15 protein-coding genes and 1 pseudogene are annotated in these 16,453 nt (G+C 43.5%); 12 read left to right on the top strand and 4 right to left on the bottom strand.

Annotated features, from left to right (window positions below):
• Positions 1–58 precede the first annotated feature (58 nt).
• From E5342_RS11505 to E5342_RS11520, 4 genes are all read right to left on the bottom strand, one after another.
• Complete coding sequence (locus E5342_RS11505; protein ID WP_121735596.1) at positions 59–520, bottom strand: HU family DNA-binding protein; 462 nt, start codon at positions 518–520, stop codon at positions 59–61.
• 259 nt (positions 521–779) lie between these two features.
• A complete protein-coding gene (locus tag E5342_RS11510) occupies positions 780–986 on the bottom strand; it encodes a DUF4248 domain-containing protein (RefSeq protein WP_121735597.1) in 207 nt (68 codons plus the stop codon).
• Positions 987–1,055: 69 nt separating this feature from the next.
• Positions 1,056–2,939: a DUF3987 domain-containing protein gene (locus E5342_RS11515; protein WP_135959409.1), complete on the bottom strand. Its 1,884-nt coding sequence runs from the start codon at positions 2,937–2,939 to the stop codon at positions 1,056–1,058.
• 43 nt (positions 2,940–2,982) lie between these two features.
• Positions 2,983–3,558 carry a BT4734/BF3469 family protein gene (locus E5342_RS11520; RefSeq protein WP_121735599.1) on the bottom strand — a complete coding sequence of 192 codons (576 nt, stop codon included), beginning with the start codon at positions 3,556–3,558 and terminating at the stop codon, positions 2,983–2,985.
• A gap of 194 nt (positions 3,559–3,752) precedes the next feature.
• Here E5342_RS11520 and E5342_RS11525 point away from each other — a divergent pair, with 194 nt between their 5' ends.
• The 12 genes and pseudogenes from E5342_RS11525 to E5342_RS20350 form a co-directional block, all read left to right on the top strand.
• Positions 3,753–4,106, top strand: coding sequence for a hypothetical protein (locus tag E5342_RS11525; RefSeq protein WP_121735600.1), 354 nt, complete (start codon positions 3,753–3,755; stop codon positions 4,104–4,106).
• A 117-nt stretch (positions 4,107–4,223) separates the two neighbouring features.
• Positions 4,224–5,723 (top strand): hypothetical protein, encoded by a 1,500-nt coding sequence (locus E5342_RS11530; RefSeq protein ID WP_121735601.1) that lies wholly within the window; start codon positions 4,224–4,226, stop codon positions 5,721–5,723.
• Complete coding sequence (locus E5342_RS11535; RefSeq protein WP_121735602.1) at positions 5,710–6,582, top strand: N-acetylneuraminate synthase family protein; 873 nt, start codon at positions 5,710–5,712, stop codon at positions 6,580–6,582. The genes E5342_RS11530 and E5342_RS11535 overlap by 14 nt, the downstream gene beginning before the upstream one ends.
• 7 nt (positions 6,583–6,589) lie before the next feature.
• Positions 6,590–7,753: an acylneuraminate cytidylyltransferase gene (locus E5342_RS11540; protein WP_135959410.1), complete on the top strand. Its 1,164-nt coding sequence runs from the start codon at positions 6,590–6,592 to the stop codon at positions 7,751–7,753.
• Positions 7,750–9,213 carry an O-antigen polysaccharide polymerase Wzy gene (gene wzy / locus E5342_RS11545; protein ID WP_121735604.1) on the top strand — a complete coding sequence of 488 codons (1,464 nt, stop codon included), beginning with the start codon at positions 7,750–7,752 and terminating at the stop codon, positions 9,211–9,213. Before E5342_RS11540 ends, wzy begins: the two co-directional genes overlap by 4 nt.
• Positions 9,206–10,189, top strand: coding sequence for a glycosyltransferase family 2 protein (locus tag E5342_RS11550; protein ID WP_135959411.1), 984 nt, complete (start codon positions 9,206–9,208; stop codon positions 10,187–10,189). The genes wzy and E5342_RS11550 overlap by 8 nt, the downstream gene beginning before the upstream one ends.
• Positions 10,186–11,154 (top strand): glycosyltransferase family 52, encoded by a 969-nt coding sequence (locus E5342_RS11555; RefSeq protein ID WP_121735606.1) that lies wholly within the window; start codon positions 10,186–10,188, stop codon positions 11,152–11,154. The genes E5342_RS11550 and E5342_RS11555 overlap by 4 nt, the downstream gene beginning before the upstream one ends.
• A 96-nt stretch (positions 11,155–11,250) precedes the next feature.
• Positions 11,251–12,360, top strand: a complete 1,110-nt coding sequence (locus E5342_RS11560; RefSeq protein WP_121735607.1) for a glycosyltransferase — start codon at positions 11,251–11,253, stop codon at positions 12,358–12,360.
• The gene (locus E5342_RS11565; protein ID WP_246867102.1) at positions 12,353–13,504 is read left to right on the top strand and encodes a glycosyltransferase family 4 protein; all 1,152 of its coding nucleotides are present in this window, start codon (positions 12,353–12,355) and stop codon (positions 13,502–13,504) included. The genes E5342_RS11560 and E5342_RS11565 overlap by 8 nt, the downstream gene beginning before the upstream one ends.
• Before the next feature lie 189 nt (positions 13,505–13,693).
• Positions 13,694–14,746: an NAD-dependent epimerase gene (locus E5342_RS11570; RefSeq protein WP_121735608.1), complete on the top strand. Its 1,053-nt coding sequence runs from the start codon at positions 13,694–13,696 to the stop codon at positions 14,744–14,746.
• A gap of 15 nt (positions 14,747–14,761) precedes the next feature.
• Complete coding sequence (locus tag E5342_RS11575) at positions 14,762–16,084, top strand: UDP-glucose dehydrogenase family protein (protein ID WP_135959412.1); 1,323 nt, start codon at positions 14,762–14,764, stop codon at positions 16,082–16,084.
• Positions 16,066–16,179: pseudogene (locus tag E5342_RS20350) on the top strand (mannose-1-phosphate guanylyltransferase); the annotation flags it as partial. The gene E5342_RS11575 and the pseudogene E5342_RS20350, both read left to right, overlap by 19 nt.
• Between the last annotated feature and the right edge of the window lie 274 nt (positions 16,180–16,453).

Genomic DNA, 16,453 nt, shown 5'->3' on the forward strand with positions numbered 1-16,453 from the left:
TACTTTTGGGTCAAGCCAAAAGTGACATACCGATTTGGGTCAAGCCAAAAGTAACGCGTCAGATCTCATCAGGCGACTCCGAATCCCCCCCTTCCTCCACCGGTGTCCCGAGTATCGTGACCTTCAGGAGCGAAGTCTTCTCGCCCAGCAGCGAGTAACGTCGTGCCCCGTTCAAGATGGTATAAGAGGGTGAGAATCCCGGTACGATGCTCCGGATCTGCGTGGCCTTGACCTCCTCGGCGGTCGCCACCCCCTTCTCGGTGACGAATCGGTTATAGACGGTCCCGAACCCCAGCAGCTCCACTTTGTAGCCTTTTTGCAGATTCTTGATGACATACCGCTGATAACGGTCGAGCACATTCAATACATCCCCCTTGGTGAGCGAGGACTCCTCGGCGATCTGGTCCGAGGCATCCCGTGTGGTGAGGGTTCCGAAATAATAAGGCACCGGTTTGTACACCTCCTGTTTGGGATCTGTCTTCGGTACGAAAAACTTTCTGGCTTGAAATGCTTGTGGCATGGTTTGATAATTAAAAATTGGTAATTGAAAATTAATTATATTGCTGATCAACGTTGCAAAGATAGGTTCCGCCGTAGGGGGCGGTGATGCCGAGTGACGCCCGGGGAGATGAATAATGAATAATTAACAATGAATAATGGGTGTGATCGGTGTCAGACCATGATGCCCATCGTAAGCTCCCTTGAATGGGCATCGTAAGTAGTTTACGATGGGTATTGTAAGAAGCTTATGATGGGCATTCGAAGAATTGCCAACTCGTTTACGGTTCTCCGAGGTAGCGGGCGATCAGCGCCACCTGCCGTGGCGTGAGGATCCGTTGCTCGGGGCGGTATCCCGTCTCCCGCAGCCTGTCGTGCAGCTCGGTGCATCGGATGATCCAGCGGCGCAGGCGGTTACAAGCTTGGTGTGAGGCAAGCTCTGGGAAGTAGAGTGCCGCCAGTTCGGACTTTTTTAATGGTAAGGACATTTTTATTTATGATTTATGATTAATGAATTTGGGATGACATGATCGTGAAACTTTCATTCTTTCAAACTTTCAACGATCCTTTTCTCTCACACACGTGCGCACGCGTGAAGCGAAGGAATATTCGCCCCGTCCGTTCTTGACGAGGATCCCTTTCTCCACCATCCTTCTGAGGTGGGTATCGAGGGTATTCTGCGGTATCCCGTTCTTCTCCGCCTCTTGTGCGGCTTGTTTCCGGCAGAACTTCAGGGGGAGGGCCTTGAGCAGGGAATCTAAGGGCGCGGCCTGTTGCGGGGCAAGCTCCACGGATGGAAGGTAGCCTAGGATATGGCAGGAATGGCGGTAAAGAGGCTCGACGAGCGACATCACGGACTCGAAGTCCTCATCGGTGACCTGCAGGTCGAGTTTCGGGACGATGCCGTCTCGGACGTTCTCCTCCGGGATTTCGTCCGAGGGGGAGAGACCGGGGGAATTGAAAATGGGAAATTGAGAATGGAGAGCGGCTTGTCGGGGAGGAAGGAGTTTCTCCACCGCCCGCATCAGGGCCACTACGCTCAGGATCCGGCAGGTGTTGATCGCTATGCGTGCCACGGTGCTCCGCATGGATCCTCCGCCTAAGCATCCGGCGTGGCTGAATATCTGGGCGAAATGCCGGTCGAAACGTTGTTCCTGCTCCTTCGAGAGTCTCAGCTGGATGAGGTTCACCTCTTTCGCGATCCGGTCCGCGACCTGTTTCCACTGGCGACCCCATTCGATGAAACGTTGGTCGTAATCCACCCCGTCCGCATGGAACTGGCTCGTCCATTCATTGATGGAAGGCATGAAATAGAATAACTGGCGTGAGAACAAGCCGTTCTCGGCCGATGGGATGAGGGGTTTGACTTGCGCGGGCGTTCCGCTCAGCAATACGCTCAGGTAGGAAGCGGCGCATTCCCGGTACTCCTTGTTCGTGCGTCGGTTGAAAGACAGACGCTCATGATCATGACATTTGCGCAAGGTATCGCTCCAATGGCCGTGGTCGGTGTCGATCGCCGCGCTCACGGTATCGGCCTCGGTCTCGCAGATCAACCCGATCCCCTCGGCCTCGATCAGGTTCTCCAGGATACCTGTGCCGGAGTTGTTTCCTGCGATGAGGAACATCCTCAAGGGCGGCTGTTTCGGTTCCGGCACCTCGGAGCGTCGCTTGCCCAGCGCGTCCCATTGGGTCTTTTCCGTGCGGAAGCGATCGTATCTCTCCCGGTAATCGGCCATCAGCTCATCGTGGAAGGGCTCGGCCAGCCGGCGTACCCAGGTGAGCGCTCCCTTTCCAGAGGCGGGGGGCGCCACGATGAAGGTTTGCAGGCAGGGATACTGGAACTTCCTTCCGTAAAGGATCCTCAGTCGCTTGTTGAGTGTCGCTCCCAGCACGGTGATCGCCCCCAGCAACAAGATGTCTCGTTGTGCGGGCGAGTTTCCGCAATCCAGCAGTCGCTCCAGGAAGGCGGGCCAGGGCCTGTCGGGGAAACAAGGGGGAAGCGTTTCCGGGTTCTTTATAACGTACGCTTCGTGCGCACGCTCGTGTGTGAAGGAATTATCGCCTGAAAGATTTGAAAGATTTGAAAGATTCCCGGCCTTTTTGTCGTTTTTGCGATCGTATCCGGCGGTATAGCCCCGTACGATATCAGTGAGCTGCTTGTCCGGTCTTACGCCGGCGATCTTGGCCCAGTGGAATACGGATCCCAGCCCGTTCCGTCCATTGCCCCCCTTGAGGGCGTGGTCGAAGAGCTTGTCCGCCTCGTCGGGCACGTACTTTTCCGACATGCGGCAGATGCGGTGGAAGAGCGACCGTCCCGCTTCCCCGCAATCATTGGCGATGGCGAAGGCGATCGGCATATACTCTTGATAGGTGGGGGCGATGTTCGCCCCTTGTCTCTCGATGGCGGCCACGAGCCGCTCTAAGTCTGATAAAGGATTCATGATGAATAATGAATGGTGAATAATGATTTATAACTGTCACTTGTCAACTATTAAGTCCGCTATTACGCAGTAACGCCGAGGGATCGTGGCAGAGGAAGCAGGCGCGGGCAAGGTCTGCGTTTGAGGCGTCGGCTTCCAGGCCGTATTTCCACTTGAGGTATTCCCAGGCGGATTTCCGTGCCTCGTCGAAAGCCCACTCGATCGTGGCGGTAACGGACAGGCGGTAGGGCACGATGAGTTTTACGCCCGTGGCGCTGGGGCTGATGAAGGCGAGGTCTGGGCGTAGCCGCTCGTCCTCGAACAGCGTATCTCGCCAACGGGTAGCCTCCTCGGGTGAGGGGAGGTGGTCGATGTCGATGACGAACTCGCCCGAGGGCACGAGCAGGTGGTCTTCCTTGCGGTAGGAGAAGACCCCGGCGGGGGTGACGTAGGGCAGCAGGCCGCGTTTCAGGGAGGCGAACCGCTTGGGGTCGTTTCCAGCGGCACGTACCCGGTCGGTACGCTCTCGCAGCCACTCGTTGGTGGTGATATAGGCGTGCATTTGGCTGATGCAAACAACCCCGTTCGGCACCTGGTTGGTGATGGGGGCGTTGAAGAAGGAAAAGATAGACTCTTTCATCGAATTGTTTTTGAGTTTGAATTTAAATATCGTTGATCGGAAACACCCGCTCCGGATCGGCGGTAAAGATAGAATCCCCGCATTTGGGAGTGGCTCACCCATGTATGAGCCAATTTCAGATTGTTATAACTTAATTTAGTATTTCTTCAAGGTTTTGACGTTTCACCATGGGGAGATTTCCCCGATGAGACGTTATGATCGAATCACGAGGCTCCGGTTCCAACCCTTGGATCCGTGTGGCCGCCATGGAAGTACATTTAATCCTGTATCACTGGGGGCTTTCCTCCATGCGCGAAGCCTCCGATCTCTTGGGTGTCAGCCGGAACACGTTGTCGAAGCTAGACCCGAGACATCCGGACGGCAGCCTCCGCTTGGAATCGCTGGACCGTATCTACGCCACGTTCTTTCGTCTGGTACCTTACCAGTTCCCGGAGCGGGAGTGGGAGATTGAGCGAGATGAATTGAGGCGTTCCAGGTGCCGGATATTGGAGCAAAGCTATCTGCTGCCGAGGAAGGTGCGGGAGAGGGTGGAGAGGGAGATACGCTAAATCGAGTGCTTATTGTTTTTAGTTCTAATCTACCATTAAATAGAGTATTAGCGTATGGTTTCGTCTCATTTAGGTAATAATCGGATAATAAAGAATACTATATTGCTTTATTTCCGTATGATATTGCTGATATTGGTGCAACTTTATATTGTACCTGTTATTTTAAGAAATCTTGGTGTAGCAGATTATGGTTTGTATAACGTTATAGCTGGGGTTGTTACGATGTTTTCTTTTCTTGGTGGATCCTTGTCGTCAGGAATACAGCGTTTTATGTCTTTTGCGATAGGAAAAAATGATAAAGAGCTTTTGAATACGACTTTTGGAGTGACTGCCTCTATATTCATTGTCTTTTCTTTTGTGACTTTTCTACTGTTGGAAAGTTTTGGATCGTGGTTCGTGAATTGTGGGATGAATATTCCTGCGGAACGAATTGTCGCGGCCAATTGGGTATTTCAATTCTCGGTACTGTCTTTTATTGTCAATCTAGTGACAATACCTTATAATTCTGCTATAATCGCTCATGAACGAATGAGTATCTATGCCTATGCCAGTATTTTTGATGGTGTGTTAAAATTTTTATTGGCCATATCCTTGTCCTTTTTTTCGTTTGATAAATTGATTTATTATGCAGGTTTTATAGTTGTTATCTCTGTCTCTATTTGTTTGTTTTATATTTATTATTGCAAAAGGAATTTTGAGGAATGCCGGGATATTAAACTGACCTGGAATCCGGAAATAGGGAGAAAACTCTTGTTTTACTCCGGTTGGAATGTCGTGGGTGTTTTGGCAAATATAGGCAGGGGGCAAGGTTTGAACATTGTTATGAACCTTTTCTTCGGTACATTGCTTAATGCGGCTCACGCTATTGCCTTGCAGATAAATGGAGTAGTTTCGCAATTCATAAGTAACATATATATGGCGACTCGTCCTCCGATTACGAAGTTATACGCTCAAGGTGATATCGGCGGTATGTGGAATTTGATTTTTAGGAGTGCGAAGATTACTTTTTATCTGCTGATGATTTTGAGTATTCCCGCTATTATAGAAATTGAGACAGTCCTCTCGTTATGGCTTCGCGATGTGCCGGAATATACGAGTAATATAGTTGTGTTAATGTTGATGATGACATTGATAGAGACATTGGTGAATCAGTTGATCTCAGCATTCCAAGCGGCTAATAGAATCAAACGATACCAGCAATATTCTAGCACTATAATTCTTTTATGCGTGCCTCTATCCTTTGTCGTATTAAAGTTTTGGAAAATGAATCCGATGATCCCATATGTTATATCCATAGCTCTTTCGTTTTTTTATGTATTATCTATAGTTGTGGTAGCTAAAATGGAATTGAATATGTCTATGAAAAAGTTCCTGCATTCTGTATTAATACGAAATGTTATTGTTTTTGTAATCGTATTTGTATTAGTACGAGTTCTAAGCGATTTATTGGATGCTTCTTTCGGTAGAGTTGTTGTCACGTTTTTGTTGACTTTATTGTCATCTGCTATCATGATTTGGATCGTAGGATTGGATGGCGTAGAGAAGGCGTATGTGTCAAATCAAATAAGTAAAGTAATAACGAATATAAAAAATAATCGTATTCATGAGAAATCCTAAAATTATAGCAGAGATTGGTTGTAATCACAAAGGTGATATGAGTATCGCAAAAGAGTTGATAATGACGGCAGCTACTTATTGTAAGGTGGATGTGATAAAATTTCAGAAGCGTTGTAATAAGGAATTATTGACTCTCGAGGAGTATAATGCGCCTCATCCTCATCCGGAAAATGCTTATGGCTCTACTTATGGGGCTCATCGCGAGTTTCTTGAGTTTACATTGGAGCAACATAATCAATTACAAAAATGGTGTGAGGAATTTGGGATAGAATATTCCACCTCGGTTTGGGATGTCACTTCTGCGAAGGAGATAACTTCTCTTCATCCGAAATTAATCAAGGTACCTTCTGCTTGTAATCTCAATAAACCCTTGTTGCAATATTTGTGTAGTAATTTTGAAGGGGAGATTCATTTGTCGTTCGGAATGACTACCAAGCAAGAGGAGGAAGAGATTGTTTGCTTTTTTGAGCGAAATGGACGGGCCAAGGACCTGGTTCTTTATGATTGCACGTCTGGTTACCCTGTACCCTTTGAGGATATTTGTTTACTAGAGCTTACTCGTATGCGTAAGGAGTATGCGGGTAGGGTGAAGGCTATAGGTTTTTCAGGGCATCATTTGGGTATTGCGGTGGATAGTGCGGCTGTAGCTTTAGGTGCGGAGTGGATAGAGCGTCATTATACGTTAGATAGGACGTGGAAAGGAACAGATCATGCGGCTAGCCTAGAGCCTGATGGCGTAAGGAAGTTGGTTCGCGATTGCCGTGCGGTAGCCCAGGCTCTTACCTATAAACAAAAGGACGTGCTTGATATTGAGATGGTACAACGTGATAAATTGAAAAAGAATCAGGTAAAATGGTAATTTAATAATGAAAACAATCGCATTTATACCGGTAAGGGGTGGAAGTAAATCAATTCCTCTTAAAAATATCAAACTTTTTTGTGGAAAGCCTTTGGTTTGTTGGAATATTGAGGCTTTGGTAAATTGTCCGGAAGTGGATGAGATAGTAGTGGCTACTGATTCTGACGAGATTTGGAATACGGTCTCTGCTTGTTGTTACCCCAGGACTATCTTGTATCGTCGTTTGGCGGAAAACGCGTGCGATACAGCCAGTACGGAAAGTGTTATGTTGGAATATATTGATAAGGCCCAGCTTGCGGAGGATAGTATTTTTATGTTAGTTCAGGCAACTTCGCCTCTGACGGAGACTCGCCATTTTTCGGAAGCTCTTCGCATGTATTTTAAAGGTGAATATGACAGTATATTGACTTGTGTGCGTAATTATCGCTTTTTATGGAATGAGAATGGTACGTCGATGAACTATGACTATATGAAGCGTCCTCGTCGGCAAAACTTCAAAGGGCTATTGATGGAGAATGGCGCTTTCTATATCAATACGGTAAGGAATATACAGGGTTGTGGAAATAGGCTTAGTGGTAAGATTGGCATTTATGAGATGCCGGAGTATACCGCCACGGAGATTGATGAGCCGGATGATTGGATTGTATTGGAGAATTTAATGCGTAAATACGTGTTGCCACAAAACGTTATGAGGAAAGAGATAAAACTTTTCTTGTGTGACGTGGATGGGACTCTAACGGATGGAGGTATGTATTATACGGAAAGTGGTGATGAGTTGAAAAAATTCAATGCTCGTGATGGTATGGGGTTCCAATTACTCCGAGAGGCTGGGATAAAAACAGGGATCATAACTTCTGAGAATACAAAAATTGTAGAGAATCGTGCCAAGAAATTGAAAGTGGACTTTTTATATCAGGGAAAGCGAGATGGAGGGAAACTTGCTGTAGCTAAAGAGATTTGTGATATGTTGAAAATCGATTTTGGGGAAGTGGCATATATTGGGGATGATGTTAATTGTGTGGATTTACTATCTGCGGTTGGATTTGCCGCATGTCCTGCTGATGCGGTAATAGAAGTAAAAAAGATCCCTCATATAAAGTTATTGGAGAAAAGGGGCGGCGAAGGTTGCGTGAGGGAGTTTATTTCTTTATTCTTAAATAAGAATCGATGATTTATAGAGATAAGAAGTTCTTTGTGAAAGCAACCATGTCGCAATTATTAATATTATTATTTGCGCTGATTTGCTATTGTAGTATGGATCTCGAATCCTTTTATACGAAGACGGTATTTGAGATTTCTTATTTGCTTGTAATGATACAAGCTTTTTATGTACAGAGACGCTTACATGAAGATTGGAAAAATATCTCGAATTTATTCTTATTCTTTTTTTTCTTCTTTTTAGGTAATAGGTTCCTGTTTGATCTGGTATCAGATGAATATAATGTTTGTTATTTCGAATTTTTTCTAAATAGGATGGTCAATGTTGCAGTTGTCAATAGGGCTTTGTTTAATTTGATCATTGCGGTGTGTAGCTATACAATAGGAACAATATGGTGGATTAGTCGTAAACAGGGTAGGCGTAATGAAAAGATTCCATATTTGAGTGTTGCTGGCTTGATGTCACAAAAAACTGTGTATTTAATGCTTTTCATAGGCTTTGTGTTCAAAGGTTATTATTCATATCAAACATACCAGGCGTTACTTACTCAGGGGTATTTGCAATATTTCATAGGAGGGTTTGATATAAATAGGAACTTGTTGATGATGTTCTTGGAAGCTTTCTATGAAATTGCGATATTTATTCTTATCAGTCAAAAAGAAAGACTGAATAAAATAGATATTTTGTTAATTATAGTATATGTAATCATGTCGTTGGCTACGGGACAGAGAGGTTTTGCTATGCTTTCCTTCGTGTTCATTCTGTTTTATATGTATAAATTGGGTAGGATAAAATTGGGATTCACGGCGATAGTGGTACTCGGAATCGTGCTCTTTGTGGTTGCTAGTTCTATGAGTTATATTCGTGGAGGAAAAGAGTTTTCTATGGAAGAGATCATGAATGCGTTTTTTGATTTCTTTTATGGACAATCTATTTCTATAACAGTTTTGGTTGCGACGATAGATTATGAGAATTATATAGATTTTTCTTTTTGGGATTTGTTTGGACATATTCGTTATCTTTTGACTTATTATTGGGATAAGTTGACATTTCAGTTTGAACGTCCTGTAGATGCGCTTACTCTTCAGGCTGAAGAATATAAGTGGTATGGGCAGTATATTTCTAGTATAACTAATCAAGATATGTTTTATCGTGGACTAGGATTAGGCTCTTCTTATATGGGACAGTTTTATGCCGTAGGTAAGGAGTATATGCAATTACTTGGAGGTGTTTTTGTTGGTTATCTTGTGGAATTTCTTTATGATAAAGTATGTTTGCCTCATTTCTTAAAACGTTTTTGGGCTTTCCACGCATTGACGATAATTGTATTTATTTCAAGAGCTAATTTGTTTGAATTTATTAATATGCAGTGGCATGTATATGTGGTGTCTGTTTTATTATATATTTATTTTATTCATCTAAATAGAATTCTTTATCGTAGAACTAATAATAAATGTAGCAAATATGTATAAACTATCAATTGTCGTTCCCATTTATATGGTGGAAAATTATATAGAACGATGTGCTATATCTTTGTTTCAACAAACACTGTCTGATGTGGAATTTATATTCATTGATGATAGATCTCCGGATAAAAGCGTAGACGTGTTGAAACAAGTTATTTCTAATTTTACTTCGCTTCAAGATTCTATCCGTATAGTAGAGCATCCAAATAATAGAGGATTAGCCGCGGCAAGAATAACCGGCATAAAACAAGCACGGGGAGAATATATAGCTTTTTGTGATTCTGATGATTGGGTAGATTCGAATTTGTATGAGCAGATGTATGAAGTGGCCAAAAGAAATGATGCGGATTTGGTTTATTGCAATTTTGAAATGGAGTATCTTTCGAAAACGAAAGTAGCGGACTTGCCGAAGAAACAGAATGTAGATGATTATATCCGATTTATGATGATGGGTGCTATCCCTTTTTATTCTTGGATTAGGTTGTATCGAAAAAATATATTACAAGAGCGTGTTGATGAATTGTATCAACTTGGAATCAATATGTGGGAGGACGTTTTAATGAATATGAGATTGTCTTTTTGTCTTAAACAGATAGCCTTTTGCCCTGTAGCCGGATATCATTATAACCAGTGTAACTTGAATTCATACACTTTTGTTCGGAGTGAACAATCGCAAAGAAACATACTAGAGGTGGTTCGTTTGGTTTCTTTGGTTGTTGAGAAGTGGCAGATTTTCATGTTCCCGCTAAGTTGTTTTAGGCTTAATGCATTGTATTCTATTAGTTCTCATTCCTCAATAGAGGATTTGAAAAAGATGAATTGGCCTTATTCTGTTGAAGATAATAGGTGTATTTGGAAACATCCTATCATGTCTGTTGATAATAAACTGTTCTTGACATTATTGAGTTTCCGATTGTATAAAACAGCTTATATCTATATGCGAATTAAAAGAAAAATCAAAAATATTATTTTGTTTAAATGAGTAATAAGGAGATAACACACGTATGTTTGGTGGAAACGGTATATACCTTGTTTCTTTATATGCTTCTTGTCGAAGAGGAGGACTATGAGCATACATTCTTTTTTTGCTCGTCATTGTTACCTGCTGAGATCAAGAAGAAACTACCTCAATCACATTGTTTCAAATTACCCCACAAACGATATCATAAATGGATTTTTCGTATTCTTTTGTATTATACATCTGCTTTACGATGGCCATTCATAAAGCGTTGTACTATTTATGGGAGTGATAATTATCTGTTTAGTTCTGGAATAATTCGTAATAATCGTTTGAATTTGTTGGAAGATGGAACTTCTAATTATTCATTAACTTATGTTGATCCAAAATTGTACACTTTGAGAAGTTGGCTGATGGGATCTATTGCGGCTTGCGGATGCGGAGGTAGAGCCCCTAACGTTGAAAAAATCTATTTGACAGGCTTGCTATCTATACCGGAAGAGATACGATCGAAAGTTGAACTTTTTTCTGTTCGTGATCACTGGGAAAAACTAACTGTTACTTATCAAAGAAAAATTCTAAGTTTGTTCGATATCTCTATCGATGTAATCCGAGATTTGCGTAGATATACTGATGTTTTATTTACGCAACCCATGTATGAAGATGGGCTTTTAATAAAAGAGGAGGAAATCGCTTTATACAAACAACTTTTGTCGAATAGCAATAAATGTAAATTGGTCATAAAAGTTCATCCTCGTGATAAGATGGATTATCGGGATTTGTTCCCTGATGCATATATATTAAAGACGAAAGTTCCCATGGAGCTACTTTCTATTTTAGGTGTTCAGTTTAAGGAAGTGTATACGGTGTTTTCCACAGCGGCTCTTTCGTTACCTTACAAGGCTAATATTCATTTTATGGGGACATCTGTACATCCTAATTTAGTAAAACATAGAGGAATTATTGAGTATGATGATTGTTTTTTTTGAAGAATTGTCTATGTTGTTACCTATGCTTAGGATCTGTTTTAGAATTTGTCTTTTGATGGATGTAAGTTTGTTGGTTTATAATAAATTATCAGTGAAATGAAAATACTTCATGTTATCGATCATTTAGGAATTGGTGGTGCTCAAAAACTTGTTTGTGATTTAGCCCAATTACAGTTAGCAAAAGGCCTCTCTGTATCAGTATTATCTCTGTGCAAAACCGATTCTTTTTTAGAAGTGGAATTGCATAAAAAAGGCATTAAAGTGGATTGTGTATATAAAAGTATCCGATCTATATATAACCCTTTGACGATATTAAAGATTCATAAGTACCTAAACGAAGCGGATATTGTTCATGTGCATCTTTTCCCCGCTAATTATTGGTGCGCATTTTACAAGTTTTTCTTAAATAAGAAACTAAAGTTGATAACAACAGAGCATAACACAAATAATAGGAGGCGAAATAAAAGCTATTTTAAGTATATTGATAGGTTTATATATGGAGTGTATGATGCTGTAGTTGCATGTTCACAAAAAGCCCAACAGACCCTAGAAGGTTATTTGAACAATAGTGATAAGAATAAAGTGCTATTTATTAGTAATGGTGTTCCTATAGCTTCTTTTCAGCAAGCGGTAGGATATGATAAGGCCGAACTGTATGGAGTGAAAGATGGTGTAAAGGTTGTGACAATGGTCGCTCGTGTCCAAGAACCGAAAGATCAAAGTACAGTTATCCGTTGCTTAAAATACTTGGATGAGGATATACATGCTTCGTTTGTTGGGGATGGGGTGTTGAGAGAGGATTGCGAATTTTTAGCAAAGAAATTAGGAGTTGCTGCTCGATGCCATTTTTTAGGCTTTAGAAAGGATGTATCCCGTATAGTGAAGACTTCGGATATAAATGTGTTGTCATCTAAATGGGAAGGGTTGTCGTTATCGTCTGTGGAATGTATGGCTACAGGAAAACCTTTTATCGGTACAAATGTACAAGGTATTAAAGAAATCGTAACAGGAGCAGGTTTGTTATTTGAATGTGGAGACGAAAAGGGGCTTGCCACGATTATTAAGCGCCTTTTAGAATCAAAGGAGTTATATCAATCTGTATCATATTCCTGTTATTCTCGAGCTAAAGAGTATGATATACTTTATACCCATAATGCTTATATGAATTTGTATTTTGAGATTTTAAATGAGACTATACATGAGTAAGCGTTCGTATCCATATATGACAAAATTATTTATCGTCCTCAACGAGGACTATTTCCTTCTTACGCACCGTAAGGAGCTGGCTGTTCGTGCGCAAGAATCTGGCTATGACGTGACGATCGTGGCCAAGAATACCGGACGTAGGAAGCAGGTGGAAGCATTAGGGCTGAAAATGGTGGAGCTTCCTATTAATCCGACGGGAAAAAATCCGATAGAGGAGCTAAAGGCTTTCTGGTTTCTTTATCGATTATATAAACGGGAGAAACCAGATATCGTGCATCATGTAGGCTTGAAAGTTATCCTTTGGGGTGGATTGGCCGCAAAACTGACCGATGTGAAGGGTGTAGTGAACGCTGTCAGTGGCTTGGGAGTGATGTTCTCATTGGAGAAAGAATCTCGGTTGACAAGTTTGATTTTGAGTGTTCTCCGTTTCTCAAATCACCGGAAAAACTTGATTAATATATTCCAGAACCATGAGGATGAACGGTTGTTTATCGAGAAAGGGGTGGTAACTCATGATCAAATCCGGTTCATTAAAGGATCGGGAGTGGATCTGAAGAGGTACGCCTATACTCTGGAGCCTGTCTCGGATAAGATTCGGATACTGTTCACGGCAAGGATGGTAGAGGAGAAAGGGGTTTGGGTATTGGTGAATGCCGCAGAGTCGCTCCGGAAGGAATATGAGGGGCGTGTATGCTTCCTGCTTTGTGGTGGTTTGTCCTCAAATCCCAAGGCGATCAAGGAGGAGGAATTGAACGATCGTTGTGATGGGAATTATATACAATGGCTGGGATATCGGTCGGATGTGCCGGATTTGTTGAGATCTTCTCATATCGTGGCTTTCCCTAGTTATTACCGAGAGGGAGTGCCGAAGTCGTTGATTGAGGCTACGGCTATTGGGCGACCAATCGTTACGACCGACTCCATCGGTTGCAAGGATACGGTAGAGGATGGGACGAATGGTTTTTTGGTTCCTATTAAAGATAACGAGGCATTAGCCGAGAAGTTGAGGATTTTGATTGATGACACAGATTTGAGGAAACGGATGGGACTCCATTCACGGCAGATCGCGGAGCGGGATTTTTCCTTGGATGATGTTATCGCAAAGCATTTGTTGATTTATAGGGAATTGTTGCATTGTCAATAGTCCCAATATGGATAGGATTCTTTCTTGAATGATCATATTAATGAGGAAATCTTGTCGACTGAAGAGCAAGCCTCTCACCCCAAAAGGCGGTTAAATTTGATGAAGGAACTGCTTTCTTGATAAATCAAAGCCTTATTTTCTGCCTGTAACAGGCTTCCTTACACAAATCTTTTTTCAACATACATATTTATGAAGGTTTTACTGACCGGCTCTGCCGGCTTTATCGCCTCGTTTGTCGCACGGCGTTTGCTGGAGCGGGGAGACGAGGTCGTAGGTTTGGATAATGTCAATGGGTATTATGATACGGCTTTGAAGTATGGTCGCTTGAAGGAGGCGGGTATATGGGAAGAGGAGGTGGATTGGTATAAATTGACTCCGAGCCATACGTATGAGAAATATCGTTTTATCCGGATGAATCTGGAAGATCGGCAAGCGATGCGGATGCTTTTTGCCAACGAGGGGTTCGATGCGGTGGTTAATTTGGCCGCCCAGGCGGGCGTACGTTATTCGATCACGAATCCGTATGCGTACGTGGAATCGAACTTGGATGGTTTTATCAATGTGCTGGAGGGATGTAGGCATCATAAGGTGAGTCATTTGGTGTATGCCAGCTCCAGCAGCGTGTATGGGCTGAACGCTGATGTGCCTTTTTCGGAGAAAACGAGTATCGCCCATCCCGTTAGCTTGTATGCCGCATCCAAGAAATCTAACGAGTTGATGGCACACGCATATAGCCAATTGTATGGGATTCCTACCACGGGTCTGCGCTTCTTTACGGTATATGGTCCATGGGGGAGACCGGATATGTCTCCTTTCCTGTTTGCTGACGCTATTCTGCATGATCGTTCGATCAAGGTGTTCAATAACGGGGATATGTTACGCGACTTCACGTATATCGATGATATTGTTGAGGGGGTGATACGGGTCTTGGACTGTCCGGCTACATCGAATCCGGATTGGGATCCGGAACATCCGGATCCCAGCTCCTCTTCCGCATCCTATCGTATTTATAATATCGGTAACTCTCAGCCGGTTAGATTGATGGATTTTATACAAGCTATTGAGATCGCTTGCGGGAAAGAGGCAGTGAAGGATTTCCTTCCGATGCAACCGGGGGACGTGTATCAGACGAACGCCGATACTACGTTGCTTCAACGGGCGGTGGGTTTTAAGCCTTCGACGGATATTCAAGAGGGTGTTGATCGGACTGTGGCATGGTTTAAATCATATTATAATCTATAAAATAAATTCTACGGTATGAAAATAGCGATTGTCGGGACAGGATATGTCGGTTTGGTAACGGGTACCTGTTTCTCGGAGATGGGGGTGGACGTTACGTGTGTGGATGTGGTGGCCGAGAAGATCGAGAACTTGAAGAAGGGTGTTATCCCTATTTATGAGCCGGGCTTGGAGGATATGGTCCATAAGAATTATAAGGCCGGACGTTTGAAGTTCACGACGGATCTCGCCTCCGTGCTGGATGACGTAGAGGTGGTGTTTAGTGCGGTAGGTACGCCTCCGGACGAGGATGGCAGCGCAGATCTGCGTTATGTTCTGGAGGTGGCTCGTACGGTAGGGCGACATATCAATAAATATACGTTAGTGGTGACTAAAAGTACGGTGCCGGTGGGTACGGCCCGGAAGGTGAAGGTCGCTATTCAAGGGGAATTGGATAAACGAGGGGTGTCTGTTGAGTTTGACGTGGCCAGTAATCCGGAGTTCCTGAAAGAGGGTAATGCGGTGGACGATTTCATGAAGCCGGATCGTGTGGTGGTCGGCGTGGAATCGGATCGGGCACGAAAGCTGATGGAGAAGTTGTACAAGCCGTTCATGATGAATAACTATCGCTTGATCTTTACGGATGTTCCTTCTGCCGAGATGATCAAATACGCCGCTAATTCCATGTTGGCTACCCGTATCAGTTTTATGAATGATATCGCTAATCTTTGTGAGTTGGTGGGTGCCGATGTGAACATGGTGCGTAAGGGGATAGGCTCGGACAGCCGTATCGGGAGTAAGTTCTTGTACCCGGGCTGTGGCTATGGCGGCTCTTGTTTCCCGAAAGACGTAAAGGCGTTGATCAAGACGGCGGAAAAGAATGGCTATACGATGAATGTCTTGAGAGCGGTCGAGGAGGTGAACGAGCGGCAAAAGAGCGTGTTGTTCCGTAAACTTCAAAAACATATCCCGGACTTATCCGGTAAGACGGTGGCCTTGTGGGGCTTGGCCTTTAAACCGGAGACGGATGATATGCGTGAGGCTACCTCTTTGGTCTTGGTCGATTTGCTGACGAAAGCGGGTGCTACGGTCAAGGTATATGATCCGATCGCCATGACGGAGTGCAGGCGTAGGCTGGGCGACAAGGTTGTCTATGCGAGTGATATGTATGACGCTACGGTGGATACGGATGCGTTGTTGCTGGTTACGGAATGGAAGGAGTTCCGTATCCCTAGCTGGGCTGTACTTAAAAAGCTTATGCGTAATTCCTTATTGATCGATGGCCGTAATATTTATGATGCCCAAGAGCTTTATGAGACTGGCTTTACCTATGAGTGTATAGGGATGAGCGCAAGGTCGTGATTGAAGGATTTAAGGATTATATTGTAGCTGAAAAGAATGGGCGACTATTGATTTGTCGTTTGCGGAATGAGCAAATGATAAAGGAGTGGGGAAGATCGGGATTTTCTTGTTTTCTGATAAACTTAAAAATAATCACCTTGGACATTCATTTCCTCTTTGAAGGGGGAGACGAATGGCTGGGGTGATTATTTTTTTAGGTTTAATATCGTAATGATTTGTCTGTAACCTTGTAAGGTTACATTATAAAAATGTATGGAGAGTCTACTTCATGCATATTGCAAACTTCCAGTTGGCTGAGAATGGAATGTGTCCCCGGAAACATTATACCTCCCTTCTTTGTTATGCCTCATTAAGGATTGAAAACAAACC

It is taken from the genome of Parabacteroides distasonis (assembly GCF_004793765.1).
Taxonomy (GTDB): Bacteria; Bacteroidota; Bacteroidia; order Bacteroidales; family Tannerellaceae; genus Parabacteroides; species Parabacteroides distasonis_A.

Excerpts from the sequence above, each read along its gene's own strand:
- E5342_RS11505 (WP_121735596.1), bottom strand. The coding sequence starts at position 520 with ATGCCACAAGCATTTCAAGCCAGAAAGTTTTTCGTACCGAAGACAGAT.
- E5342_RS11510 (WP_121735597.1), bottom strand. The coding sequence starts at position 986 with ATGTCCTTACCATTAAAAAAGTCCGAACTGGCGGCACTCTACTTCCCA.
- E5342_RS11515 (WP_135959409.1), bottom strand. The coding sequence starts at position 2,939 with ATGAATCCTTTATCAGACTTAGAGCGGCTCGTGGCCGCCATCGAGAGA.
- E5342_RS11520 (WP_121735599.1), bottom strand. The coding sequence starts at position 3,558 with ATGAAAGAGTCTATCTTTTCCTTCTTCAACGCCCCCATCACCAACCAG.
- E5342_RS11525 (WP_121735600.1), top strand. The coding sequence starts at position 3,753 with ATGATCGAATCACGAGGCTCCGGTTCCAACCCTTGGATCCGTGTGGCC.
- E5342_RS11530 (WP_121735601.1), top strand. The coding sequence starts at position 4,224 with ATGATATTGCTGATATTGGTGCAACTTTATATTGTACCTGTTATTTTA.
- E5342_RS11535 (WP_121735602.1), top strand. The coding sequence starts at position 5,710 with ATGAGAAATCCTAAAATTATAGCAGAGATTGGTTGTAATCACAAAGGT.
- E5342_RS11540 (WP_135959410.1), top strand. The coding sequence starts at position 6,590 with ATGAAAACAATCGCATTTATACCGGTAAGGGGTGGAAGTAAATCAATT.
- wzy (WP_121735604.1), top strand. The coding sequence starts at position 7,750 with ATGATTTATAGAGATAAGAAGTTCTTTGTGAAAGCAACCATGTCGCAA.
- E5342_RS11550 (WP_135959411.1), top strand. The coding sequence starts at position 9,206 with ATGTATAAACTATCAATTGTCGTTCCCATTTATATGGTGGAAAATTAT.
- E5342_RS11555 (WP_121735606.1), top strand. The coding sequence starts at position 10,186 with ATGAGTAATAAGGAGATAACACACGTATGTTTGGTGGAAACGGTATAT.
- E5342_RS11560 (WP_121735607.1), top strand. The coding sequence starts at position 11,251 with ATGAAAATACTTCATGTTATCGATCATTTAGGAATTGGTGGTGCTCAA.
- E5342_RS11565 (WP_246867102.1), top strand. The coding sequence starts at position 12,353 with ATGAGTAAGCGTTCGTATCCATATATGACAAAATTATTTATCGTCCTC.
- E5342_RS11570 (WP_121735608.1), top strand. The coding sequence starts at position 13,694 with ATGAAGGTTTTACTGACCGGCTCTGCCGGCTTTATCGCCTCGTTTGTC.
- E5342_RS11575 (WP_135959412.1), top strand. The coding sequence starts at position 14,762 with ATGAAAATAGCGATTGTCGGGACAGGATATGTCGGTTTGGTAACGGGT.